This window comes from Clostridioides sp. GD02367 (assembly GCF_045900275.1).
In the GTDB taxonomy this organism is placed as follows: domain Bacteria; phylum Bacillota; class Clostridia; order Peptostreptococcales; family Peptostreptococcaceae; genus Clostridioides; species Clostridioides difficile_A.
The window spans coordinates 1-26,228 of record NZ_JBJODK010000010.1 but is presented as its reverse complement, the minus strand read 5'-3'; the positions used below and the strand labels follow the sequence as shown (position 1 = coordinate 26,228).

Annotated in this window: 24 protein-coding genes and 1 riboswitch; of the genes, 5 read left to right on the top strand and 19 right to left on the bottom strand. The window is 30.3% G+C overall.

Annotated elements, in window-relative coordinates:
* Window positions 1–104: 104 nt before the first annotated feature.
* On the top strand, window positions 105–1,385 hold the full coding sequence (locus Q3223_RS13550; RefSeq protein ID WP_407812096.1) for a conjugated bile salt MFS transporter: 1,281 nt from the start codon (window positions 105–107) through the stop codon (window positions 1,383–1,385).
* Between the two features lie 76 nt (window positions 1,386–1,461).
* Here Q3223_RS13550 and Q3223_RS13545 read toward each other — a convergent pair whose 3' ends face one another.
* The 8 genes from Q3223_RS13545 to Q3223_RS13510 all read right to left on the bottom strand — a co-directional run bounded on the left by Q3223_RS13545 (window position 1,462) and on the right by Q3223_RS13510 (window position 9,351).
* Window positions 1,462–1,977, bottom strand: a complete 516-nt coding sequence (locus Q3223_RS13545; RefSeq protein WP_054271751.1) for a 4Fe-4S dicluster domain-containing protein — start codon at window positions 1,975–1,977, stop codon at window positions 1,462–1,464.
* Complete coding sequence (locus Q3223_RS13540) at window positions 1,977–3,353, bottom strand: [FeFe] hydrogenase, group A (protein WP_223153360.1); 1,377 nt, start codon at window positions 3,351–3,353, stop codon at window positions 1,977–1,979. Before Q3223_RS13540 ends, Q3223_RS13545 begins: the two co-directional genes overlap by 1 nt.
* 24 nt (window positions 3,354–3,377) lie before the next feature.
* Window positions 3,378–3,929 (bottom strand): 4Fe-4S dicluster domain-containing protein, encoded by a 552-nt coding sequence (locus tag Q3223_RS13535; protein ID WP_054271753.1) that lies wholly within the window; start codon window positions 3,927–3,929, stop codon window positions 3,378–3,380.
* A 40-nt stretch (window positions 3,930–3,969) separates the two neighbouring features.
* The gene (locus Q3223_RS13530) at window positions 3,970–4,182 is read right to left on the bottom strand and encodes a hypothetical protein (protein ID WP_167640292.1); all 213 of its coding nucleotides are present in this window, start codon (window positions 4,180–4,182) and stop codon (window positions 3,970–3,972) included.
* Window positions 4,151–4,984, bottom strand: coding sequence for a formate dehydrogenase accessory sulfurtransferase FdhD (gene fdhD / locus Q3223_RS13525; RefSeq protein WP_407812095.1), 834 nt, complete (start codon window positions 4,982–4,984; stop codon window positions 4,151–4,153). Before fdhD ends, Q3223_RS13530 begins: the two co-directional genes overlap by 32 nt.
* A gap of 48 nt (window positions 4,985–5,032) precedes the next feature.
* On the bottom strand, window positions 5,033–7,177 hold the full coding sequence (fdhF, locus tag Q3223_RS13520) for a formate dehydrogenase subunit alpha (protein WP_079740432.1): 2,145 nt from the start codon (window positions 7,175–7,177) through the stop codon (window positions 5,033–5,035).
* 244 nt (window positions 7,178–7,421) lie between these two features.
* Window positions 7,422–8,480, bottom strand: coding sequence for a lysylphosphatidylglycerol synthase transmembrane domain-containing protein (locus tag Q3223_RS13515; protein WP_054277672.1), 1,059 nt, complete (start codon window positions 8,478–8,480; stop codon window positions 7,422–7,424).
* Window positions 8,481–8,691: 211 nt separating this feature from the next.
* A complete protein-coding gene (locus Q3223_RS13510; RefSeq protein WP_407812094.1) occupies window positions 8,692–9,351 on the bottom strand; it encodes a response regulator transcription factor in 660 nt (219 codons plus the stop codon).
* A gap of 312 nt (window positions 9,352–9,663) precedes the next feature.
* Between Q3223_RS13510 and Q3223_RS13505 the strand changes: the two genes are divergently transcribed.
* Window positions 9,664–10,293: a DUF3786 domain-containing protein gene (locus Q3223_RS13505; RefSeq protein WP_054271760.1), complete on the top strand. Its 630-nt coding sequence runs from the start codon at window positions 9,664–9,666 to the stop codon at window positions 10,291–10,293.
* Window positions 10,294–10,520: 227 nt separating this feature from the next.
* On the opposite strand, the gene Q3223_RS13500 is transcribed toward Q3223_RS13505, so the two are convergent.
* From Q3223_RS13500 to Q3223_RS13480, 5 genes are all read right to left on the bottom strand, one after another.
* Window positions 10,521–11,096, bottom strand: a complete 576-nt coding sequence (locus Q3223_RS13500) for a DUF1062 domain-containing protein (RefSeq protein WP_054271761.1) — start codon at window positions 11,094–11,096, stop codon at window positions 10,521–10,523.
* Window positions 11,097–11,394: 298 nt separating this feature from the next.
* Window positions 11,395–11,670: a CD3324 family protein gene (locus tag Q3223_RS13495; RefSeq protein WP_054277675.1), complete on the bottom strand. Its 276-nt coding sequence runs from the start codon at window positions 11,668–11,670 to the stop codon at window positions 11,395–11,397.
* Between the two features lie 277 nt (window positions 11,671–11,947).
* Window positions 11,948–12,709, bottom strand: coding sequence for an epoxyqueuosine reductase (locus tag Q3223_RS13490; protein ID WP_074179264.1), 762 nt, complete (start codon window positions 12,707–12,709; stop codon window positions 11,948–11,950).
* 147 nt (window positions 12,710–12,856) lie between these two features.
* Window positions 12,857–14,728, bottom strand: a complete 1,872-nt coding sequence (locus Q3223_RS13485; RefSeq protein ID WP_407812104.1) for an exosporium glycoprotein BclB-related protein — start codon at window positions 14,726–14,728, stop codon at window positions 12,857–12,859.
* A gap of 541 nt (window positions 14,729–15,269) precedes the next feature.
* The gene (locus Q3223_RS13480; protein ID WP_074179263.1) at window positions 15,270–16,343 is read right to left on the bottom strand and encodes a glycosyltransferase family 2 protein; all 1,074 of its coding nucleotides are present in this window, start codon (window positions 16,341–16,343) and stop codon (window positions 15,270–15,272) included.
* A 279-nt stretch (window positions 16,344–16,622) separates the two neighbouring features.
* Between Q3223_RS13480 and Q3223_RS13475 the strand changes: the two genes are divergently transcribed.
* Window positions 16,623–17,114 carry a DUF2284 domain-containing protein gene (locus Q3223_RS13475; protein ID WP_167640306.1) on the top strand — a complete coding sequence of 164 codons (492 nt, stop codon included), beginning with the start codon at window positions 16,623–16,625 and terminating at the stop codon, window positions 17,112–17,114.
* Window positions 17,115–17,233: 119 nt separating this feature from the next.
* On the opposite strand, the gene clpP is transcribed toward Q3223_RS13475, so the two are convergent.
* The 3 genes from clpP to Q3223_RS13460 form a co-directional block, all read right to left on the bottom strand.
* Window positions 17,234–17,818 carry an ATP-dependent Clp endopeptidase proteolytic subunit ClpP gene (gene clpP / locus Q3223_RS13470; RefSeq protein WP_054271767.1) on the bottom strand — a complete coding sequence of 195 codons (585 nt, stop codon included), beginning with the start codon at window positions 17,816–17,818 and terminating at the stop codon, window positions 17,234–17,236.
* Complete coding sequence (locus tag Q3223_RS13465) at window positions 17,815–18,303, bottom strand: AraC family transcriptional regulator (protein WP_223153356.1); 489 nt, start codon at window positions 18,301–18,303, stop codon at window positions 17,815–17,817. The genes clpP and Q3223_RS13465 overlap by 4 nt, the downstream gene beginning before the upstream one ends.
* A 254-nt stretch (window positions 18,304–18,557) precedes the next feature.
* Window positions 18,558–19,076 carry a nitroreductase family protein gene (locus Q3223_RS13460; protein WP_407812093.1) on the bottom strand — a complete coding sequence of 173 codons (519 nt, stop codon included), beginning with the start codon at window positions 19,074–19,076 and terminating at the stop codon, window positions 18,558–18,560.
* 152 nt (window positions 19,077–19,228) lie between these two features.
* On the opposite strand from Q3223_RS13460, the gene Q3223_RS13455 reads away from it, so the two are divergent.
* Window positions 19,229–19,552: a helix-turn-helix domain-containing protein gene (locus Q3223_RS13455; RefSeq protein ID WP_054271770.1), complete on the top strand. Its 324-nt coding sequence runs from the start codon at window positions 19,229–19,231 to the stop codon at window positions 19,550–19,552.
* A gap of 4 nt (window positions 19,553–19,556) precedes the next feature.
* Here Q3223_RS13455 and Q3223_RS13450 read toward each other — a convergent pair whose 3' ends face one another.
* The 3 genes from Q3223_RS13450 to Q3223_RS13440 all read right to left on the bottom strand — a co-directional run bounded on the left by Q3223_RS13450 (window position 19,557) and on the right by Q3223_RS13440 (window position 23,898).
* The gene (locus Q3223_RS13450) at window positions 19,557–20,141 is read right to left on the bottom strand and encodes a DJ-1/PfpI family protein (protein ID WP_407812091.1); all 585 of its coding nucleotides are present in this window, start codon (window positions 20,139–20,141) and stop codon (window positions 19,557–19,559) included.
* 72 nt (window positions 20,142–20,213) lie between these two features.
* On the bottom strand, window positions 20,214–20,660 hold the full coding sequence (locus Q3223_RS13445; protein WP_407812103.1) for an Lrp/AsnC family transcriptional regulator: 447 nt from the start codon (window positions 20,658–20,660) through the stop codon (window positions 20,214–20,216).
* 367 nt (window positions 20,661–21,027) lie between these two features.
* Window positions 21,028–23,898 (bottom strand): EAL domain-containing protein, encoded by a 2,871-nt coding sequence (locus Q3223_RS13440; RefSeq protein ID WP_219673694.1) that lies wholly within the window; start codon window positions 23,896–23,898, stop codon window positions 21,028–21,030.
* 529 nt (window positions 23,899–24,427) lie between these two features.
* Window positions 24,428–24,586: riboswitch (M-box (ykoK) riboswitch) on the top strand.
* A 345-nt stretch (window positions 24,587–24,931) separates the two neighbouring features.
* On the opposite strand from Q3223_RS13440, the gene Q3223_RS13435 reads away from it, so the two are divergent.
* Window positions 24,932–26,209 carry an HAD-IC family P-type ATPase gene (locus Q3223_RS13435; protein ID WP_223153349.1) on the top strand — a complete coding sequence of 426 codons (1,278 nt, stop codon included), beginning with the start codon at window positions 24,932–24,934 and terminating at the stop codon, window positions 26,207–26,209.
* Window positions 26,210–26,228 lie beyond the last annotated feature (19 nt).

Genomic DNA, 26,228 nt, shown 5'->3' with positions numbered 1-26,228 from the left:
AATACCCAAAATTACATTTAAATAGCTACACTATCCAAAACTAATCTGTAAAACTGGAATAATTAAATTAATATTTACAAATCCTAATCTAAAGGAGAGATACAATGAATACACTAAATAATAAATTTAGCATTAAAAACTTTTCAAACGCTTGGGTTATAGTACTTGGTTGTATGTTGATACAAGCTATTCCATTTAATCTCGTAGCTACTATACAACCTCAGTTTATAAGTTATGTTGTTGAAGGGGAAGGCTTTAGTTTGGCATCTTTTTCTCTAATATTCACCATTGGTACGATTGCTTCAGCAATTGTATCACCTTTTATTGGTAAATTGTTTTCTAAAGTCAATCTTAAGACACTCTATTTATTAGGCTGTATAATTTCTAGTATTGCTTTTGCTACTTTTTCCATATGTACTAAGCTATGGCAATTTTATACTTTATCATGTATTGTGCAAGTTGGTGCTACAATTATATCTGCTATAGGTATACCTGTTTTAATAAGTGCTTGGTTTGATGAAGAAAGTAAAGGAAAGGCTCTAGGATTTGCTTTTGCTGGTGGTTCTATTGGTAGTATATTTCTACAACCACTTGTAGTTCGTTTATTAGCATCTCAAGGATATAGTCGCTCTTATCTAATATTTGGGATTGCAGCATTGATAATTGGTATACCTATAATATTATTCATACTTAGAATGCCTAAGGATGCCAGTGAAATAGTAAGGTCTAAAGGAAAAAAAGAGAACTCATCTGATGCAATTTCTTCTTCAGTATGGGGTTATACGTTGAAAGAAGCTAAAAAAATTAAATATTTTTGGATTATGGCAATTGGATTTATATTTGTAGGTATATATGTTTCATCATTATCTGTACAATATCCAACCTACCTTAGAAATTATCTAAATCCAATTTTAGTAGGAACAGTAGGCTCCATTTTTGCTTTATTCGCTCTCATTGGTAATATATTTGGAGGATTGCTGTTTGATAAATTTGGTCAAGTAAAGCCACTTATTGTAGCTTTTATATTAGTCCTTGTAGCTACTTTATCACTACTACTTGTAGATAAATCTTCTACTTTTGCATTTGTGTTTGCTACCTTAAAAGGGCTTTCTGTATTTGCTTATATGATTGGACCCGCTTATTTAACAGGTACTTTCTTTGGCCAAAAAGAGTTTGGTAGTATATATGGAATCGTACAATTAATTTTTGCAGTAGGCTTTGCATTAGGTTCGACATTATTTGGATTACTAGTTGATAACTTTGGTTATAGATTTTCTTGGTACATCATAATTTTATCAGTTATAATTGCTTATACTTTACTTATTATAACTTCTATAGGAATGAAAAAAATGAATAGAGAAAGGCTCGATAAACTAATGCAATAATTGATTTTTTAATATATAAACAATAATTAAAAAGATGGAACTCTTAATAATAAGGAGAGCTCCATCTTTTTATATATTACAATATAGCTAACTTTCTTTTGTTTTTAACTTTGCTATCTATATCCTCATCCTTAACTATAGTAAATGCTTTAGTTGGACAGACATTTACACATGCAGGTCCTTCTGGAGATTCTATACAAAAATCACATTTATTTGCTGTCATTCTTTCTCTAAAGCAAAGCTTTCCTTCGTCTATGTCTTTTAATGTAACTATATCTATTGCACCTATAGGACATGCTAACATACAAGTCTTACATCCTATACAATTTTCTTCATTTATTTTTATTGTGTTCCCTATCCTAACTATACCACCATTTGGACATGCCTTTGCACAAGGGGCATCTTCACAATGTCTACATTGTATTGGGGCACTTACTTCCTTTGTCTTTATAACAGAAAGTTTTGGGTTAAAATTTATCTCATCTGGGTTTTTGTAAAAAATATCCTCATCTGAATGTGCAACTACACATCCTATCATACAAGTTCTACATCCTATACACTTATCAGGGTCCGCTATAACAAAATAGTTCATTACTTAGCCACTTCCTTTCCTATACAATATGTAGTGTGTAATAAATGATGAGATTTTTCTCCTAATGGTTCTACTAGATATTCATCATACAATTTTTTAATCTCAGGGTTCTCATGAGATTTTCTAACTGCCAAATGTTCATCATGCACATATGTTGCCTTTGTTCTGTTTTCATAGGCTAATTCTTTATATTCTTCTAATAAAATTTTTGGTTGACCTCCGCCACTTACACATCCAACAGGACAAGTCATAACTTCAATGAAATCTACATCTAATTTTCCTTTTTCTAAATCTTCAAGTACTGGTATTACATTTTTTAGTCCACTCACTACTCCAACTCTTAGGTCTAAATCTCCTATCTTAATAGTTGACTTTCTAAAACCATTCTCTCCTCTTACTTGTTTTACTTCTACATTAGGAATACTTTCTCCAGTTATAAGCTCATAACCAGTTCTTATAGCCGCTTCCATAACTCCACCAGTAACACCAAATATAGTTCCAGCTCCACTATAGCTACCTAAAGGACTATCAAACTTTTCTTCTCTTAAGTTTTTGAAATCAATTCCCATATCTTTTATTAGGTAAGCTAATTCTCTTGTAGTTAACACTACATCTACATCTCTATATCCACTAGAATCCATTTCTTCTCTATCACATTCATATTTTTTACATGTACATGGCATTATAGAAACACTAAATATTTTTGATGCATCTATATTATTTATTTCTGCACCATAAGTTTTAAATATTGCACCACCCATCTGTTGAGGTGATTTACAAGAAGATAAATGATTAGTTAATTTAGGATAATTTTTTTCCATAAACTTTACCCATGCTGGACAACAAGATGTAAACATTGGAAGAGTTCCACCTTCTGTCACCCTTTTAATCAACTCGCTACCTTCTTCCATAATAGTCAAATCTGCTGCAAAGTTAGTATCATATACTCTATCAAAATTTAAAGCTCTAAGTGCTGCTGCCATTTTGCCAGCACCTAGGTATCCTAGATAATATCCAAAATCTTCACCTAAAGCTACTCTAACTGCAGGTGCACATTGAACCATAGTAAATACATTTGGGTCATTTAAAGCCTTTTTAACCTTATCTACATCACATACATTATATGCTGCAAATATAGGTTCATTTATAGATTCTGGTATATCTCTTTCTTGTTTTTTACTTTGCAAAAATTCAAATCCTTCATCTATAACTGAGGCATATGATTTACAAGTTTGAACACATTGACCACACATAACACATCTATCTAAATTTATTTCTTGTGGTTTCCCCTCTTCACCTTCAATAGCATTTACTGGACAGACTTTGGAACATTCTCTACATCCAGTACATAAATCTTTATCTATATTTATTATCATAAACGTCACCTACCCCTGTATCCTTTATTTATTTGTTAACAATAAGCTAAGTGCAGCCTGTCTATTCTTAGCCTTTTTGTCATCTATTGGAGTAACAAGTTTTAAAGCTTCCTGAGGACATGCACTTACACAAGCTATCTTTTCATTGTCTTTACATAAGTCACATTTATAAGCTATTTTTTTATTTTCTTCTAAAATTACTTGTTCTACTTCTTTACCATCTTCATATTGTGGAAGTAAATCTATAGCTCCAAAAGGACATGCTAGCAGACAAGTTTTACATCCTATACATTTTTCTTCATTTACAGACATAATGTTATTTTCTTTGATTATAGCTTTTTGTGGACATGAGTTTAGACAAGGAGCATCTTCACAGTGTCTACATTGTATCGGCATACAGAAAGTATCACCTTTTACCAAATAAAGTCTAGGTATAACAGGTATATCAACCGTTCCAACTGTATAACCTACATTGTTATGTTGATTATGCATTGTAAAACAAGCTACTTCACAAGCTCTACAACCTGTACATTTGTTTGGGTCTGCTATTACAAAAGAGCCTATTTTATTTTTCATATTATCCCACCTTTCAATTTGTATATTTCTAAATCCCTAGTTATTTTTCATTATATATATTTATATATTTTAAGATTTTCTCAGTACTTATATTTCGCTTACATTTTTTACACAAATTGTATGTGTTTTCATATACTTTATCAGTGTCATCAATTAATGCTCCACAGATTTCACACTTTGAATATTTTTGTTCTTCTTTTTTAGCACACATATACTCAGTCTCACTTTTTGATAACTCTCTGTGGGTTTGCATAAATATTCATTCGTCTTCCTCTCACAAACCCAATAAGAGTTATATTTAATTTTTTAGAAAGCTCTATTGATAAATTAGTTGGTGCTGATTTTGATACTACAATAGGAATTTGGGTCATAGCCGCTTTCAATATCATCTCTAATGATATTCTTCCACTTACTGCTATAATTTTATCTTTCAAGGATATCTCATTTAAGACACAAAATCCAATTGCCTTGTCCATTGCATTATGTCTAGCCACATCTTCACAGGTTACTATATTTTCATCGTAATTAAATATGGACACACTGTGCACCCCACCCGTGTTTTTAAATAAGTATGACGAATTTAAATTTCTATCCATTATGCTATAAACTGTATCATAATTTATTTTTATATCACTCTCTACAGGAGTACATTTTATATAGTCTAGTGAATTCAAAAATATAATTTGCTCATCTTCGCTTTCCTGTTTATTTTGAATATTTACTTTTGCAAAACGTTCCTTCTCATTTATCTCCAAGCTCAATAAACTTCTTTTGTTTTCTATATATCCCTTTGTTTTCAAAAAACCAACTACAAGTTCTTCTAAATTATATGGCGTACATAAAAATGTATTTACATATTTATCATTCAAAATAAAACTAAGCGGATATTCTGCAATTATTTCTTCATTGTCTGTTGATAGTTCATATTCATTTACTTTGTTTATTTCTACATTAAAAGAATTTAAATATTCATAATCCACTAGACTATAAATGTTTTCAAAAACTTCATCCTTGCTATTTTCTTGTAATTTAGTTTTTGAGTATATATTATTCATAAAATATTAGCCTTTCCGCTTTTTATAAATCTTTATTAAAATTAACTACTAAATATTTGTAGCAGTCATTTTATCTTTAAGATTTTGATACTCTTCTTTCACACATTTTTCTGCTAATTCTTGGTCTTCAAGTTTCTCCAGTTTAACAGCACAATATTTATATTCTGGTGTTTTAGATATAGGGTCCAAGTTTGCTATTGTAAGTTCATTACAAGCTCCAACCCACCACTGATAAGTCATATATGTTGCACCTTCCTTAACTCTATCAGTAACTGTTGCTCTTGTTATTACACTTCCTCTTCTTGAACTGATTCTAACTAGTTCATCATCTTCAATCCCTAGTTTCTCTGCATCATTACAATTTATTTGAACACGACCTGGTTCATCTTCTAATGAACTAAGCGTTCTACAGTTACCAGTCATAGTTCTTACTGAATAATGCCCAACTTCTCTTACAGTACATAAACTAAATGGATACTCATCATCTTCAACTTCCATAGGAGGTCTCCACTCAGCAGCAAATAAATTACCTTTTCCATTAGGAGTAGAAAACTTCTGACCTTCATATAAATACATAGTTCCTTTATCTTCTACACTTTCACTCTTACAAGGCCACTGAACACTCCCTTGAGCTTCTATTTTTTCATAAGTGGCACCTAAGAAGCTTGGACATAATTGTCTAAGTTCATCCCATATTTCTTTAGTGTTTTTATAGTTCATAGGGTATCCCATTGCTGTAGAAATTTCGCTTATAATTTGCCAATCTGGTTTTACATCTCCTTGTGGCTCTATAGCCTTTCTCATCAACTGGAATCCTCTATCTGCACATGTATATACTCCTTCATGTTCTCCCCAAGAAGTAGCTGGAAGTATAACATCAGCATGAAGCGCTGTCTTATTCATAAATATATCTTGAACAACTACAAACTCCAACTCATCTAGAGCTTCTCTAACTTCTGATGCATCTGGGTCACTTTGTACTGGGTCTTCTCCAAATATATAATAAGCCTTAAGCTTTTTCTCTTTTAGTACTAAATTTGGAACTTGAGTTAAACTATAACCATTATTAGGAGATAACTTTACTCCCCAAGCGTTTTCAAACTTTTCTCTTATCTTATCATCAGTTACATTTTGATACCCTGGATATACATTAGGAAGAGCTCCCATATCGCAAGCCCCTTGAACATTATTTTGTCCACGTACAGGTCCTATTCCAACGCTTTCTCTACCAAAGTTACCTGTAAGTAAAGCAATTGATGCAAGTCCTTTAACTACATCAACAGCTTGTCCAAATTGACAGACACCCATTCCATAAAGTATCATAGCTTTCTTACCTTTTGCATATTCCCTCATAGCTTTTCTTATAAGCTCTTCTGGAATTCCTGTAATCTTTTCAGCATATTTAGCTGTATATGGTTTAACAATTTCTTTATATTCATCAAAACCTTGTGTATGATTTTGAACAAAATCTTTATTATAAAGACCTTCTTCTATCAAGACATTTCCAAAAGCATTTACTAAAACCATGTTTGTTCCACCTTTTATAGGTAGATGTATATCCGCAATTCTTGCAGATTCAGTTAGTCTAGGGTCAGTAACAATTAGTTTAGCTCCATTTTTTTTAGCTTTTACTATTCTATTTGCTACTATTGGATGTGAATCTGCTCCATTATATCCAAATATAAATAAGACATCTGCATTTTCTATCTCTGGTATAGAATTTGACATTGCACCACTACCTAATGAGTAAGCCAGACCGGCTACAGATGGTGCATGTCAGACACGAGCGCAATGGTCAACATTATTAGTTCCTACTGCAGCTCTCATAAATTTTTGCATTATATAGTTTGCTTCATTACCAGGTCCTCTTGCAGAACCTGTTCCCATAATAGAATCAGGGCCATATTTTTCTTTAATTTCATTTAATCTTGAAGCTGTGTAACTTATAGCTTCATCCCATTCAACCTCTTCTAATACACCTTGTTTTCTTATCATTGGTTTTTTTAGCCTAGGTGTTAAAATTTTAGGGTCATTTAGAAAATCCCATCCATAACGACCTTTTAAGCACAAACTTTCTTGATTTGTTCTACCATTAGCTGGCTCAGCTCTTAATATCTTATTGTCTTTTACCACTAGATATAGTTGGCATCCAGCTCCACAGTATGGACAAACTGTTAAAATTTTTTTCTCCATACATTTCCCCCCTTAGATTTATCCCCTGATAAGTAAAATTTACCTTAAAGATAATGAAATGTTTTTATAATATGCAAAATTACAAATATTTTGCAATACTATCTATTAAATTCAACAATTTTCTCACAATTCCTTTTATATTTTTAAAAAAAATATGTCATAATAATCTTTATATTTCAACTATCTAATTAAAATATTCTAGCTCTTATGACATATTTTTTAATATACGCTTATTTAAATCTATTTAATTTTCACTTAAAACTACATTTCTTCCAATCCTATTTTTCATTCTGTAGTGAGTGATTACAGTAAATATTCCACTTCCAATAAGAATCAAGTAGTACATAAACCCACCATATAAAAATACTGCATATCCCATCAAAGATTGAGGGAATACTGATTTGAATATAGTGAAAAATGCCAATTCATTAGCTCCTACATTCCCAGGTGTTGGTATTGGTGATATCGCCATATATAAAAATGCTTGTAGTGTTAATATATAGACGTAACTGTAACCTTGTAAATTAAATGCTTTGTATATCCAAAATGAAACACTAAAGTAAGCACTTAATTGAATAAAAGTTACTATTATAGTTGAAATTAATACTTTTTTATTCTTGGCAAAAAAACTTATCGCTTTACTATAATCATCTATAAAACTTTCTATAGAGTCAATCTTATTATCTAAAAATTTTAAAAATTTAATCTTTGATATATGTTTGATGGAAACTCTCATAAAATATTTTATTTTTTCAGGATTTAAAATAACTAATATTATCATAATTAGGACAAATGAGTTAATAGCTATCCCTAAAAAAACTAAAGGCATAATCATTTTCATCTGTTTTTCTAACATAGAAAAATTCATTAGCACAAGTATTGTACAATAAAAAGTAACTACTATTTGAAAAATAATAGACTTATTGGTAATAACTGCACTTGCCTTACTAAGTGGCATTTTACATTTTTTAAGTACATATATCTGCACTGGTTGACTTCCTGAAGCAAAAGGAGTTATTAAATTATAATAGAATCCCATAATGGCCAACTTAAAACCAATAAATCTAATATTAACTTTGTGAGTACTTTCTATAATTATCTTCATTACTACTCCTTCAAGCATTATATGAGACATTATTGCCAAAGCACCTATGAATAAAAATTTCTTATCTACCATAACTATAACATTTGATAACATTTTAATGTCTAATGTTTTAAACACTAGATAAATCGTTATACCTATTAGTAAAAATAAAAATGTATACTGTAGTAAACTCTTTCTAATATTCTTTAGTTTATCCATTAGAGATAACCATCCTTTTCTCAAGATTTAATACCAAATACCTTATTATTAGTATACACTACGAATATTAATATTTTATAACAAAATACCTTACAATTTTGTCATTCACAAAAAATATTAATCTATAAATTAAATTTTAATATATAGATTAATATTTTACAAACATTTTGTAGATATATATAATATTTTCACTAAATTACACTTCTATTTATTACACCCATTTATATCCTATACCCCATACAGTTTCTATAGTATAAACATCACATTGTTTTAATTTGCTTCGTATATTTTTTATATGTTCTGTAATAGCACTTATATCACTTTCTCCATCAAAACCATATACTGACTCATATATTCTTTCTTTTGAAAATACTTGCCCCTTATTTTTAGCTAAAAATTCACATATTAAATACTCACTCTTAGTAAAATTAATTTTTTTGCCCTCAACTGAGACTTCTTTACCTAAAAAGTTAAATTGAACATTTGATATAGTTAATAAATTTTTTTTCTCTCTATTTTCTCTTCTTAGATGAGCAGTTATTCTAGCCCTTAACTCTCCTACACCAAATGGTTTTGTTATATAATCGTCTGCTCCTATACCAAGACCATACATAATATCACTTTCCATATTTTTAGCTGTCAAAAACAGTATTGGACAATCAACCTTATTCCTTATAGCTTTACATACTTCAAAACCATCAATCTTGGGCATCATTACATCTAATATTATTAGATTAAAAGAGTTAAAATTTATATCCATAGCATTCTCTACATCACTAATTACCTTCACTTCATGACCATCTCTTTTTAATACATTTTCAATCAGCTTTAACATATCTAGCTCATCATCTATTACTAATATCTTAGACATACTAACTCCTCCATTTATATGTTTAATAACATTTTAATCCGTACTTTTAATAAATCTCTTTGCAAATTTACATCTACTATTATACTCCCATATTATAGCTTACAATAACTACTTAATATTTTACAAATAAAATATTTTAGATACAAAAACTTTACATTTCAAGTACTTTGTATTTATTTTATATGTATTTACTTAAATAGCAAAATTTATTTAATAACTTATTATTGTAATATTTTAAATATGTAATAAAATCAATAATAAGAGAACTTCTTCTAAACACATCTTTAATTATTTAAATTGGAGGAAAAAATTATGGATGAAAAGTTAACAAAAAGTAATTATAATGTTCCATTTAACTATGCTCGAGAAAAATTTAAAGAATTAGACCCTCATACAATTAGCAATTTAAGTAATATATCTTTCAACAGTGATTTGAACAGATTCACACTAAATTTTTTTGGTAAACGATATATCATAGATTATCCAAGTGGAGAAGTTTGGAATGATAATGGTAGTATCTGTAAAAACTTCGAACTTAAAATTTTGATAATTAGATACTTAATTAATGCTAAGGGTATTCCTAGAACTAATAAATATGTAACTTTTAAAGAAATACCTGGTGGCAATGTTTACTATCCAAACTTTTTAAACAGAACTCTAGCTAGGCTTTCAGAAGTTTTTACATCTCAAATAGAAAAATATAAGTTGGTTATGGAAAATATGGGAGCTGAGAAAGTAGACATGGGTGATTTAGCCTACAAGTTTACATATATAGGTAATACTTCTATGATATTTATACTTTGGTTTGGAGATGATGAGTTTCCTCCAAATTCAAATATATTATTTGATTCTAATATAATCTATTATTTTAATGCAGAAGATTTGGCAGTTGTTCCTGATACAGCTATAGATGCTATCCTGAATAAAATAAAGCAAACATAAATATCAATAATATCATAATAAAATTTTTTATAGATTTATGCTGAATATAATATGAAATGGAGTCAAAAAAGACAACTCAAACACATTGGCTATAGCACACTACTATGAGATATTAAAAAATTTAGAGAGATAATAGTTATATAAAAAATAGTGGCTATTCATTTTTAATAGCCACTATTTTTTAAACTGATTTAGTTATAGAAAATATATTAAGTTAGTTATTATAGCTAATTTGAAGACTTCTGCTTCTCCTCACCTATCTCTAACATAATTTCATAATTTAATTTGCTTTTCTTTAAATCAACTCCAGATATACTTTTAATAATCCCACAGTCTAACATTTCATCAAATTTCTTTCTGGATAGACCTAGTTTTTCACGTAATAATGTTGATACCTTTAGTTGAGACGGATACTTACTTACAACTCTAATTTGTGTAAATTCATTAATATTAATCTCTTGACCTACTATTTTATATTCTGGAATACCAACTTCTGCTCCATTTCTATGTAAAAGTTCTACATTCATAGCATATTGCTTAACAAGATTATTATCATTTGTATGGAATTGTTCTAGTATTTCTGGATTCAAGCTTTTTGGATTAACACGAGAATATATAGTTGAGTTCCATGTTGAATCACAATTTGAACACTTATATATTAACCATATATCTAAATATTTATGTTGAGCATTAACTCTAAATAAATCTGAACAAATATATTCAGTCTTTTTTCCACATTTTTTACAATACCTAATTACAGGTAGCTGGGAAGTATATTCTACTTCCCAAATTATTTCTTGCATAAACAAAATTTCCTTTCTATTAATATTACTAATCTAATAGAAAGTTATGAAAAGGTGGAATATAATCAAGTATTTTTCTCAAAACAAGACCTCCTAATTTTAATAAATTTTAATTTCGCTTATACAAAAGACTATTACTTCTTATTAAGTACTTTACAACTAACTTTGTTACCTAATTGTATAAGTTATTGAAATTAATTAAATTATAACATCCTCCTAAAAGAAACTATACCTCAAACACTTTTACCAAAAGAAAATGAGTCAGTATAATTATAAAATTACACTGACTCACTCTTAACTATCTTTTCTTTTTCTCTTGTAATACAATTCTTTGAATGCTTTTCAAAGATAGATAATATTTTTCTGATAAATATTTCAAATCATATCCAACTTGATAATCTTCGTAAATTTGCATATTTCTAATTGATAACTCCTCACGAGTAGATGTATTACTTCCCCATTCTTTTTTATTATTATATTTTCTAGGAATATATATATATTCTCCATCTACATATTCTTGTATCAATTTGAGTAATTCCTCTGGTAATATATGTATTGCTTTTTTATAGCTCATTTTTGCTCTCCTATTAAATATTAATTTTTTATTAGGAATAGCAAAGGGCTATTTATATATTAAATTTTATATTTGCAATAGCCCTTGCTATGCAAAAATAAAGATTAAATCAAACATAAATTCTCACCCCTCCTTACATGTCACAACGATACATACAAGTCTATCAATAGCATAAATGGTTGTCAATCATTACAAATTCTTTATTTATATTTTATATTTTTTCTATCTTTACGACTCATTACACATATAATCAGAATCTTTAATCGATATTAAATCTTTATCTTGATGGACTTATTACTGAACAAGGAACTCCAACTATACATTTTCCACAAATATCACATCCACCTATATAAGAATACTTAGCTTCATTTAACATGCACATCTCATAACACTGATTTCTATCAAACCCATCTTCTTTTAAGGCTCCTTTTACACATTTACTTACACACTTTTTGCAACTTTTATTTTGTTTATATAAACAGTATTCTTGTTCTGGTCTTTTAGTTGGTTCTAACTCTAAACTTGTGATTATACTTCCTATCCTTCCACAACACCCTTTTTCTGTAATAAGCATATTATTTAATCCAAAGGTTCCCAGACCTGCTATGAATGCGATATGTCTTTGTGACCAATCACTAACTAATTTGTTGTTATCAAAATTATATGACCCAGGAATAGCATATGAACTAAATCCTATCTTTTCTAGCTCTTCACATAAAAAATTATTCAAATCTGAAATTAATCTATTAGTTTCTATATATGCTTTTGCCCAAATTTCTGAACATTCAAATCCCCCAATGTTACTATCATTTACACTTTCATCAAAAGGTATAAAATATGTAATTATAGTTTTACCATCTTTCAGAAAGTCTTTTGGCATTGCATGAGATGTTCCTACAACACTTTTTAATTTCTGAAACATATCATCTTCAGCAGATGCATAAGCAAATAAAAGTTCTTGCCATTTTGTAGTTATATTATTTGATTTACAATAATCTTTTACAAAGTTATTCATTAATATTTCAATTTTATTTTTCATAATATCCCCCCTAGACAATTTTATCTTTCAAGTTTAATGTTATTATTTTATATTATATAATAGTACTTTCCATTATGCTTATCAATTAATATTAAGAAAGCTTCTAATATCTATAAGATACTAGAAGCCTTTTTTTAATTGTCTAATCTAATTTATTGAAATTCCTGCACTTGCATATCCTGCTACAGTATTAACTAATGAAAGTCCTGAAGCTGTTGCAGTAAATACTAGTAAGAATCGTGTTTCTGCTGTTACTGCTATATTTAATCCAGTTGTAATTCCACTAGAAATTGAACCAATTGATAATATACCTGTAAGAGGAGGAGCCAGTGTAACTGTTGCTCCTGGCACAGCTGTAAATGAGTTATTTGGTGCAGTTGATTGGTAAAGTGTTGCTGTAATTGTAACTGTTGAACCAACAATTGAAAGTGCTGCTGTTGTACTAAAGAAAGCTGAAATAGATGTTATTGTTCCAGCTCTTGGCATTGAGAATGCAAAGTTAGTCAATGTTCCTGCTGCATTTGTAAGGTCTATTACTCCACCAACTATACTTAAACCTGGAGCTGAACTACCAAAACCAACAAATCCTGGTGTACCTACTAATCCGCCAGCTATAGTTGTAAGTGATAGTGGTATACCTGATGCAAAAGGTATTATTGCACTAGCTCCTGTTGGACCTGTTGGGCCTGTTGGACCCGTTGGACCTGTTGCTCCAGTCGCTCCTGTTGCCCCTGTTGCTCCTGTTGGACCTACTAATCCATCTGCTCCTGTTGCCCCTGTTGCTCCTGTTGGGCCTGTTGCTCCATCTGCTCCTGTATTTCCTGTTGCTCCTGTTGGACCTGTTGCTCCTGTTGCTCCATTTGCTCCTGTTGCCCCTGTTGCTCCTGTTGGACCTACTAATCCATCTGCTCCTGTATTTCCTGTTGCTCCTGTTGGACCTGTTGCTCCATCTGCTCCTGTGTTTCCTGTTGCTCCTGTTGCTCCTGTTGGGCCTGCTACTCCATCTGCTCCTGTATTTCCTGTTGCTCCTGTTGGACCTACTAATCCATCTGCTCCTGTTGGACCTGTCGCTCCTGTTGCCCCTGTTGCTCCTGTTATTCCTACGCCTGTTGCTCCTGTTGGGCCTGTTGGACCTGTTATCCCTATTCCTGTTGCTCCTGTTGCTCCTGTTGGACCTACTAATCCATCTGCTCCTGTATTTCCTGTTGCTCCTGTTGGGCCTGTTGGACCTGTTGCTCCATCTGCTCCTGTTGCCCCTGTTGCTCCTGTTGGACCAATTAGGCCTGCTGCTCCTGTTGCTCCTGTTGGGCCTGTTGGACCTGTTGCTCCTGTATCTCCTGTTGCCCCTGTTGGACCAATTAGACCTGTTGCTCCTGTTACTCCTACTCCTGTTGGGCCTGTTGGACCTGTTGGACCTGTTATTCCTATTCCTGTTGCTCCTGTCGCTCCTGTTACTCCAGTTGCTCCATCTGCTCCTGTTGCCCCTGTCGCTCCTGTTGGGCCTGTTACTCCATCTGCTCCTGTTGCCCCTGTTGCTCCTGTTGGACCTGTTATTCCTATTCCTGTTGCTCCTGTCGCTCCTGTTGGACCTGTTACTCCAGGTGCTCCTGTTGCCCCTGTTGGACCAATTAGACCTGTTGCTCCTGTTACTCCTATTCCTGTTGCCCCTGTTGGACCTGTTGGACCTGTTATTCCAAATCCTGTTGCTCCTGTTGCTCCTGTTGGACCTGTTACTCCATCTGCTCCTGTATCTCCTGTTGCTCCTGTTGGACCTGTTATCCCTGTTGCTCCAGGTGTTCCTGTTGCTCCTGTTGGACCTGTTGGACCTGCTAATCCGTTTGCTCCTGTTGGACCTGTTGGACCTGTTGGACCTGTTGCTCCAGGTGTTCCTGTTGCTCCTGTTGCTCCAGCTGCACCTGTCCCTCCAGCTGCTCCATTTGCTCCTGTTGCTCCTGTTGGACCTGTTGGACCTGTTATTCCAAATCCTGTCGCTCCTGTTGCTCCTGTTGGACCTGTTATTCCATTTGCTCCTGTTACTCCTGTTGGACCTGTTGGGCCTGTTGCTCCATCTGCTCCTGTATTTCCTGTTGCTCCTGTTACTCCTGTTGGACCTGTTACTCCAAATCCTGTTGCTCCTGTTGCTCCTGTTGGACCTGGTGACCCTGTTGCTCCTGTTGGACCTCTTAATCCTGTTGCTCCTGTATTTCCTGTTGCTCCTGTATTTCCTGTTGGACCTGTTGGGCCTGTTGGGCCTGTTGCTCCTACTCCTGGGCCTCTTGGACCTGTCGGACCTGTTGGACCTGTTGCTCCAGTTCTACCCCTTGGACCCATCGGACCGGTTGGCCCTACACATGATGGTGGACATCCATGGTGACAATCACAGCTATTAAAATTATCATGACCACCATTGCAATCATCATAGCTATTATTGTCGCAATCATTGTCATCAAATGGGCCAAAATATTTATTTCTACTCATTATTAAAAGCACCTCCTAATATATTTGAGCTTTTAAGCTCTTTATATAATATGTCAAAATTAGTATTATTGTGACTTATCAATTATTTTTTAAGTTTACTAAAATAGGTTTCATTATGCAAAATAGCGCTATCATTAGGTTTGATTTCTTTTGCTTTTTCATGATAATAAATAGCTTTATCTACTTCTCCTAATCTGTCATAACAAACACTCAATTGTATATATGGTATATATCCATAACAATCATTTGATTTAAATCCTCCATTAATGTCATCTTTATCTCTTGTTAATGCTACCTTATACCAAAAAGCAGACTCTTTATATTTTTGTCTATCAAACATATGCTTTCCTACATCACAGCAAACTTCTGCTCTTGGTTCATCAAATTCAAAACTTCTAAATAAAGAATATAAGGCATTTTTTTCATCATTAATTAAGTAATAACATGTGGCTAAATCTCTGCAAGCACTGATACAATCCTCAATCCAACCTCTAGTTGAGTCTAAAAACTTAGTAAAACCTGCTATTGCTTCCTCATACCTCGCATTATAATAAAGTTCTCTTGAGTAATAAAATTGATGTCTTGGCTCTAATACTTTACCTTCTGAAATCATTTTTTCAAATATTCTAAGATTTCTTAGAGGGTCCTGTCTGTGTAGTTTTTTATGAGATATTGCAATGTCAGAATAAAATAGTTTTCCAACAAGAGGTATTACTTCATGAATAGGGTCAACCCATCTGTAATTAGAACTTCTCTTAAATAATCGTTCTCTATAATATGATAAAGTTGGTTTGCCATTTTCATCAAAAGAAACATTGTATTTTGCCATTACAATATCAATAGAAGTATCTAAGTTTTCCTTAATTTTTAATAAATTTTTTCTATCATCTTCTAAAATTATGTCATCTGCATCAAGCCACATTATATAGTCTTTAGAAGCTTTAGAAAATGAAAAATTTCTTGCAGCAGAGAAATCATCTATCCATTCAAAATCGAATACTTTGTCTGTATATTTTGAGACTATTTCTTTTGTGGAATCTGTAGAACCAGTATCTACAACTATAATTTCATCTACGATATCTTTTACACACTCTAAACATCTTCCTATAACTTCTTCTTCATTCTTAACAATCATGCACAAACTTATTGTAATCATAATGTACAACTCCTTTGTCTTCTATATATTACAGACATAAGTAATATATGGTATTTATCATCAATTTGTTATTGAAATTTCATAAACTTTTAACGACAAAAAAATAATATATAACTTTATTTATCCAGCATATCTATAGTTCATTTTTATTTAATTCAGAATTCTAATACTTTGATTTGTTTGATATATATTTTTGAGCTATCATAAATATAAGAAATCGTTAAATTTATTTATTCATTTATAATAAAAAATCAAACTAATTTTTATGGGAGGCAAATTATGAAAAAATACTTTGAGGTATTAAAATCTAATGGAGCTGATATCGCTATTTCAATAGACCCTAAAACTATTCTTACAGCAGCATGGACAATTTACAAGTGTCAATTTGGTTGTAACACATTTGGTCACAGCCATTGTTGTCCACCTAATGTTCCAACCTATCAGCAAACACAAGCAATAATAGATTGTTATGACAAGGCTATTCTATTTAGATGTCATGAAATGAGTATTGTTACTCCTTTAGCTGTCAAACTTGCAAGAGAAATGTTTTTAGATGGATATTATAAAGTAATTGCTTTTGGAAGTGGACCTTGTACAATGTGTGCTAAGTGTAACCCTACTACTTGTAATTTTCCTAACAAAACAGCTCCATCAATGGAAGCTTGTGGCATTGATGTATTTGCTACAGTAAGGTCAAATGGTCTAGAAATAAATACCTTAAGAGAAAAAGGAGAAATTCAAAACCATTTTGGTCTATTATTGGTTGATTAAAAAATATGATTGTAATTCCAAAAAACTTTTCTTTTTGAAATAAAAAATAACCAAGTTTATCTAAACATGGTTATTTTTCATTATCTATATATTGTAGATTGGATTCTGAAATAAATTTTCTACTCTTCTTTATTCATTATATAATCAATTAGCCCATATTCTTTAGCCTCTAGTGCAGTCATAAAATTATCTCTGTCTGTATCTATTCTAATATCTTCTATTGATTTTCCTGTATTTTTAGAAAGAATTCCATCCAATTTTTCTTTTGTTTTCAACATATGATCTACTGCTATTTTTACATCGGTTGCTTGACCTTTAGCTCCACCCATTGGCTGATGAATCATAATCTCTGCATTGGGTAAAGCACATCTTTTTCCATTTGTCCCTCCTGCAAGTAAAAAAGCACTCATACTTGCAGCCATACCAATACAAATAGTTGATACATCACATTTTACATAATGCATCGTATCATATATAGCGAATCCTGCTGTAACAGAGCCTCCAGGACTATTTATATATATAATTATATCTGAATCTGGGTCCTCTGATTCTAAAAACAGTAATTGAGCTACTACTAGACTTGCAATATCATCATTAATTTCTTCTCCTATAAATATAATTCTATCTTTTAATAATCTCGAATATATATCATAAGACCTTTCCCCTTGACCAGTTTGTTCAATTACATGTGGTACTAAACTCATGCTACTTTCACCTCACAATTAATGTTAAAGTTAAGATAAGAATTGATTTCATCTCTTCTTTGTTTATAGTTAATACTTGTATAAGACATACATTTTGCATTTTGGATTTGATGATTTAAATTTAAAACAAATCTCTGTTGTATAGGATAAAACTCATCTTTATTTCTATATACTTGTGGAGACTCTTTGTATAAGTTTCTAAATGCCAGTGTAAATGATTGATGTGTAGAATATCCTACTGTAATAGCTATGTCTATAATATATTTATCTGTAAATATAAGTTGTCTAGCTGCTTCAGTAAGTCTCCTTCTTTGTATGTATTGATGAATAGTACATCCTACAATATTTGTAAACATTCTGTGTAAATGATATTTTGAATAATTAGCAATATCAGCTATTTTATCTAAATTTAGATTTTCTGTAAGATTTTCTTCTATATAATCAATGATTTCCATAATCACATCTGTATTTGTTTTCAACTCCATCATCTCCTTTTAAGTATTATAACCTATGCAAAAACTTTTTTCTTAATATAAATTGCTATCTTAACTTAGTGTACAATTGCAAAATATCAATAGCACAATATCAAATATTTTAAACAAATAAATTCGTGAAGTATATCTTTTATTAAAACTAAATATACTCCACTAAAGTTAATTTCATGAAAATATTACTTATTTAGAACTTTACTTATAGTGACTATTTTATGACATTTATATGTAAATAACTTAATTTTTGATTAAAGAGTTTCATAAGAAACTATTTCACTTAAAGGGACACGAGTTTTTTCATGTCTATCTAGGCTTTCTGGTGTCTTAGATTCATATCCTATCAATAATATATTTACTGGTTCTAAATTATCTGGCATGCTAAACTCTTCTCTAATTACATCTGGATTAAAATAGCACACCCAAACACTTCCTAATCCAAGTTCAGTTGCCTGTAACATCATGTGGTCAGTGACTATGCTTGTATCAATATCTGTAAGTTGTTTCCCATCAAAAGGTCTTGTCCAAACTTTTTCCTTATCTCCACACACGATAATAGCTAATGGTGCATCATATATATTAGCAGCCTTCGAAAGTTTATTTAGCCCTTCCTTTTCTTGAATAACAATTAATCTTTGAGGTTGACGATTACCACCAGTTGGAGCTATTCTCGCAATATCTAAAATTTTCTCAAGTTTTTCTTTTTCGACCTTTCTATTTTGATAATTACGACAAGAATATCTTTTTTTTGCAAGTTCAACAAAATTCATTTAATTACCTCCCATCATTTTATTAGGTCAAGTTGATGATTCATTTAACCTATGCTATAATTTTATCACTATAGTTTTATATTACAATAATGCACTTTTTTGTAATATAGTACCTAAAAAGATACTTTAAAATATATGAAAGGAGCTTAAAAATGAAAAAATGTTCTAGTGAATACAGTTGTCCAATAGAAGCAACACTCGCATTGATTGGTGGTAAATACAAGACACTTATACTTTGGCATCTTAAAGACACTATATTGAGATTTAATGAACTAAGAAAATTAATTCCTAAAGCAACTCCTAAAATGTTAACTCAACAGCTACGTGAATTAGAAGCAGATGGTTTAATTATCAGAGTTGTTTATCCTGTTGTTCCTCCAAAAGTAGAATATTCACTATCGGATTTTGGAAAGAGTATTATTCCAATTCTAGATTGTATGTGTGATTGGGGTTCTGATTACTTAGAACATCTATAGCTCATTATAGTTTAAATCCCATAGCTAGTTTAACAGTCTTCATTTGTTCTCTGGATGTCAACATTTCCAAAAGTTTAAAAGCTACATGTGGAGCAGTTTCTGGACAATATGAAGTTATAATATTTTTATCTACAACAATTGGTTCATTAATTACATTTACATCAAATTCGCTTAACTGTCTTTGCCTTTGACCATTTTTCAAATTATATGTAGTAGCTTTACGATTTTTTAAAACTCCACTTTTACCAACTGGTAATGCCGCCACACAAATAGACGCAATTATCTTTTCTTTTGAATCAAACTCTCTTATTAAGTTTAAAAAAGACATATCATATGCCTCTTCATAAAATCCAAACTCTTCAAAACCTCCAGGAATAGCAAGAGCATCATAATTATCAACACATACTTCTTCTATGGTCTTATCAACAAGTACTGGAATATTAAATGTACTTATAACCTTCTTTTTAAAGCCACAAGTTACTACATCGATATCACAACCATAATCATTACGAGCCCATCCCATAACATCTATAAATACGCTAAATTCCATAGTTTCAAAACCTTTTGCTAAAAAAACTAAAATTTTCATATTATATTTTCCTCCTAAAATTTAGTTAAAATAAAGATAAGTAATATACTTAATATTTAGCTACTAATATATTTAAAAAATATTTTTACATGTATTAATTTCTTCTTTAATTGTAGATAGAACAATAGTTGTATTAGCTTTCTGAATTCCCTTGATTCTTTTTAATGTAACAGATATAAATTCTTCAAGGTCACTTGTATCTTCTGCTAATACTTTTATCAAATAATCATACTCTCCTGAAATATGATGACATTCCAATACAGTCTCATGTTTCAATATAGCTTGCTTAAAATCTTCCATACTTTCAGATAAATCAGTATTGATAAATATAAAAGCTAAAAGTTTATATTTTGTTTTTTCTCGATTGATTTGGATAGTATACTTTTGAATTATATTTGACTGCTCAATTTTCTTTATGCGTTCTGATACTGCTGGTATTGATAAATTGACTTGTCTGCTTATTTCAGAAGTTGAGGCTCTACTATTCTTCTTTAGAGAATTAATTATTTTTAAATCTATCTTATCTATCGCTACTCACCTCCTTAATTATTTAGTATAATTCTAACTAATAAGTTATATTAAGTAAATAATTTTGATTATTTCAATAAAATTTAATATAATTATATTATTTCACCTTAAAATTTAAGTTTTTTCAAGGTAAATCATATATTATACCTAAGATTATCTAAGATTTAATTAATGTTATTATTTTTGTTATTCATAATATATTACTTATTTTTACAATAATAAAAAGCACTTCATAATTTATGAAGTGCCTTTACTATACATTTAACTTTTTCATTCATTTATATATGTCATACACAAATATTTTATTTATTATAATCTTTAATATACTACTATAACAACTTAAATACTTATACAATTTCTATATATCTTTAGACTTCTCCACCTTGTGAACAAACATATCCTTTGGCATAGGTTTAGCATACAAATACCCCTGTGCATAATAACAATTAATACTCATTAAAAACTCTGCCTGTTCTATATTTTCAACACCTTCACAAATCACTTCTAACCCTAAGTCATTTGCCATTTCAACTACTTTACTTATAATCTTCCCTTCTCCTTTAGAGTTATCTAATAGAGATTTATCTATTTTTAAAATGTCTACAGAAACCTGATTTAGAAGATTCAAAGAAGAGTAACCTGAACCAAAGTCATCAACAGAAATAAAAAATCCAAGCTCTTTAATCTTTTTTATCATATCATTTGATATACTATCATTTTCAAACAAACTTTCAGTTATCTCAAGTTCAATTATATTTCTAGGTATATTATATTTAACAAGTATATTTTGTAATCTATTTATATAATCTTTTCTTTGAAAATGTGCTCTTGATTGATTTACAGAAATTGAAATTGGTTTAATTCCAGAATCCATCCAAAAACGAGTCAATCTACATACTTTATCCAACACAAAAAAATCAACATCTATAATTCCACCACTCTTTTCAAGTATAGGAATAAATTCTCCTGGATTCATAAAACCAAGTTCTTTATGATTCCACCTAACAAGTGCTTCTGCTCCAATAATTTTATTTGTTCTCATATCAAATTTAGGTTGATAATAAACTTGGAACTCCTCATTTTCTAATGCATAATCTATCCTATCAACAATCTCTTTTTCTTTTTTAAGATTTTCTCTAAGTGACTCATCAAAATAGACTATAGAATAGTTACTTTCCTTTGATTTTCTTCTAGCAATTTCGGCATAATCTATCGCCTTAGTTACAGGAATATTCTCAGTTTCAATATTGTATACTCCAAAGTTAGGTTTGATTTTAATACTAAAACCTTTCACTTCAAAATATGATATATTTTCATTTATATTATTAAGAACTAGTTCCAAATCCTTTTTAAACTCATATGGTAAAAGAAAAAGGAAATGGTCTGCTTTTACATGAGCTAATAAGGCTGTATCACCTATAATTCTTTTTAAAACTGAAACTATTTCTTTTATAATTATATCACCAGAGTCTCTACCATAATTCTCATTTATCACAGCAAATTTCTTTATATCAAAAGCAACCAATGCATAATACTTTTCTTTATGTTTCTCTAAAATTTTTGTTGTTTCTTTTTCAAATCCGTTATAATTCCAAATTCCATTAATTGTATCTTTAAATGCTAAATCAAAAATATGTACTGAGTGTCTTCTGTTAATTGCAATTATATAAAAAAGCACTGCTATTATAATTAAGAAAAAGCAAAAAGAAACTAAAACAGTCTGAACTGGATGCTGGTGTACAAATTGAGACAAACTAGTATCATAATTTTGAAACATTGTATGCTTTGCAATAATTTCAGAACACTCCTCCTTATTAAGTGAATTTATTCTTTTATCCAAAATAGAATATAATACTTGATTTGTATCTTGGTTAACACCTAAAGATATATTAGTTTTATAATCAGTAACTAAAATTGCTTTTAAGTTATTATAATCTTTTTGTATATAATTTTCAGCAGAATATGTATTTATAAATGCTACATCTGCATCGCCTCTTTCTACTGCATTTATAGCTAAATCTTCAGATTTATAACTTTTAATCTTTGCTTTTTCATAACGTTTTTTGATATACTCATCATTAAATTTATCATTGTCTACAACAGCAATATCATTAAATTCAGTATTCCTATAATTCTTAGCTATTGTACTGTAATTCAATTCCATATAAGGAGATGTAATCTTTATTCCATTCTGTTCTGCCCATCCATAATCAGAATTAAAAAAGCATATTACATCTGCTTTTCCCTCTTTTAACATATTAATTGACTCTTTATATGAGTTGGTTTCTATATAATCTATATTCAAACCAAGGTCTTTAACAATTAAATTAAACATATCTGATATTATACCATTAAATTTTCCATTATCTAAATACGATAGTGGATATGATTCTGGCATACTAACTACACGTATACTATTATTTCTTTTTAGATAATTATGTTCCTCTTTAGAAAGAATAAACTCATTTTGATTACTAGATTGATAATACTTACTATACAAATTAAACTTATATGCAGGATTATCCATTTCTATATTTTCTAGAGCGTTATTAACTTCTTGTAATAGTTGAGTATTACCTTTTTTTACAATACAATAAAATGAAGAAGGAGAAAATTGAGCAATTACACTTTCATTTTTAGCCTTTCTTAAACTACTAGTTAATATAGCATCTACTTTTCCACTTTCCAATGCACTTTCTAATTCTTCTTGGTTCTTGAAATATTTAGATGTATAATTAAAATTCTTTTCGTTTGCAAATTTTTTTAAATCTTCATTTCTACTATTACTATCAAGTAACCCAATCACTATTCCATTAAAATTTTTATAGTCATTTGGTAAATATTTTGAATTTCCACGTTTTACTGTAATGCGTGCATAACTACTTCCCATAGGCAATTCTGAAAAGTCAAATTTTTCTGCACGTTCTTTTGTATACTGTGCAGATGTAAGCAAATCAATCTGACCATTTTCTAACATGGCTTGACATTCTTCCCATGTACCAGATACATATTCATATGTCCAGCCAGTATGCTTTGCAATCTCATGAAGATACTCATATCCATACCCACTTCTATTTCCAGTTTCATTATACTCATGATACCCTTCAAACTCAAAAAAACCTACTTTTACAACACGTTTTTCTGATGTAGCAATTGCTTGTATTGGGAGACACATAAATACTATACAGCTAATTAAAGACATTATAAAAACAATTCTTTTAATCGACACAAACCTGATTCCCCCCTTTATAAAAGTCTTTATTGAAATTGCTTGTGATTATTTTCATAATAATACCTATCTATACTCTCTCACTAATTATATTATATTCAAAGTATACTTGTTTATATAATCATATATAAACAAGTATACTTAATGATTAATTTAAATGTATACTTTCTATATAAAGTTTACATTTATTTTATTTCCAACAATTATATATGTATATTAGCACATACTTGAAAATTCAACAATAGTATTCAGCCAGTTCTACAGGTTATAATATTTCACAAAGATAGTAAAACTATATCAAAATTATGGAGCCAATAGCCTTAATTATATTCATAGATTATACAATTTTATCAGAAATAAATTTTTACATAACTTTGTTTAAAAAAGGCATATATTAAAGGTACTTGTAATTCTACAAATACAAGATTTGGAACAATAATTTTGTCAAAAGAATATAATATATTGGTTGTGTATGTAGTTTTTCATGTATTGACAAATAGTTTTTTATGTATTATAATCTCATATAAATTAAATATCTCGGTAGGTGAGGCTACCATAGGGATACGGGTTGCTGCCGCAAAATAGTGGAGACACTATGAGAAGGTCAACAGTCTATGTCGATTCCAAGGCATAATCTAATGCAATTTCATTGCCCTATGAAGTTAAAGCTTGAACGATGATTAAATATTTTTACTGTATTATAAATATACTTAGGTTTTCTATGCCTTGGTTGTTTTTATTATAGGTTTAATTCCCTTGTCATTGTTTATGCTTTGATAAGGGATTTTTTAATGCTTATTTTAGATTTATATATTTTGAATTTTGGAGGTGAGAAGAATGGACGCAGGAAGTAGTAATAACATAAGCTCTGTTGAGCGAAGTAGTCACTTATTTGAAGAATTGTACTATTTTGTACGTCTTATTTCTTCTCCCTATTTTTAATAAATTTAAAACTAGTGATGTTTTTCGTCACAGGCTTATGTCTTTACTTCCTTATTTTAAAAATAGATAAATATTTAAGGAGGTCTCAGACATGATAAAAAAATTAAATAAAAAGTTTATTACACAAACTACATGTAATTCAACTTCAAAAGAAGATATACTTGATTCAGCTATAATGAACGACTCTATTTTATTAAATGAATATAGAAATTCTTATAGTGGTTACTCTGAAAAAATGGTTAATATAATGAGAAACAAGTATGGTAGTAATGAAATCACTCAAAAATCTAGTAACTCAATGATAAAAAAATTTGTCAAAGCTTTTATAAACCCATTCACTATTGTACTTCTTATTTTAGCTATAATTTCTTTTATCACAGATGTTATTTTAGCAAATCCAACTGATAAAAACGCAACTACAGTCATTATCGTATTGACAATGGTAACTATAAGTGGATTGCTACAATTTATTCAAGAATCTCGTTCTGGCAAAGCGGCACAAGCCCTAAGTGATATGGTAAATACCACTATATCAGTTATGCGTGATTCTAAAGGATTAATAGAAATACCACTAAGAGAAGTTGTTGTAGGAGATATTATTCATATCGCTGCTGGTGATATGATTCCAGCTGATGTACGTATATTACAATGCAAAGATTTATTTGTTAGTCAATCTTCTCTTACGGGAGAAAGTGAGCCAATAGAAAAATTTTCTGATGTCTACAAAGGAACTACCAATAACATACTTGATTTAGATAATATTGCATTTATGGGTAGTAACATAATTAGTGGCTCAGCCATAGCTATTGTTATTTCAGTAGGTGATTGTACTATATTTGGTTCTATGGCTCAACAAATAACAAGCAAAAAAACTGTAACAGGTTTTGAAAAGGGTGTTAACTCAGTTTCATGGCTACTTATAAGATTTATGTTTATTATGGTTCCAATAGTTCTCTTTGTAAATGGCTTTACAAAAGGTAGTTGGATGGAAGCTTTTTTGTTTGCACTTTCAATAGCTGTTGGACTTACACCAGAGATGTTACCAATGTTAGTATCTGCTAACCTTGCTAAAGGAGCAGTTGCTATGTCAAAGAAGAAAGTTATTGTTAAAGATTTAGGCTCTATACAAAACTTTGGTGCTATGGACATACTTTGCACTGATAAAACTGGGACTTTGACTAAAGACAAAGTAGTTTTAGAGTATTCTCTTGATATTCATGGAAAAGAAGATAAACGAATTCTTCGACATGCATTTTTAAATAGTTATCATCAAACAGGACTTAAAAATCTTATGGATATAGCTATTATTAACCATGCAAATGATAATGGTATGCAAGAACTTTGGAGAGATTATACAAAAATTGATTAAAAAATAGCTACGCACACTC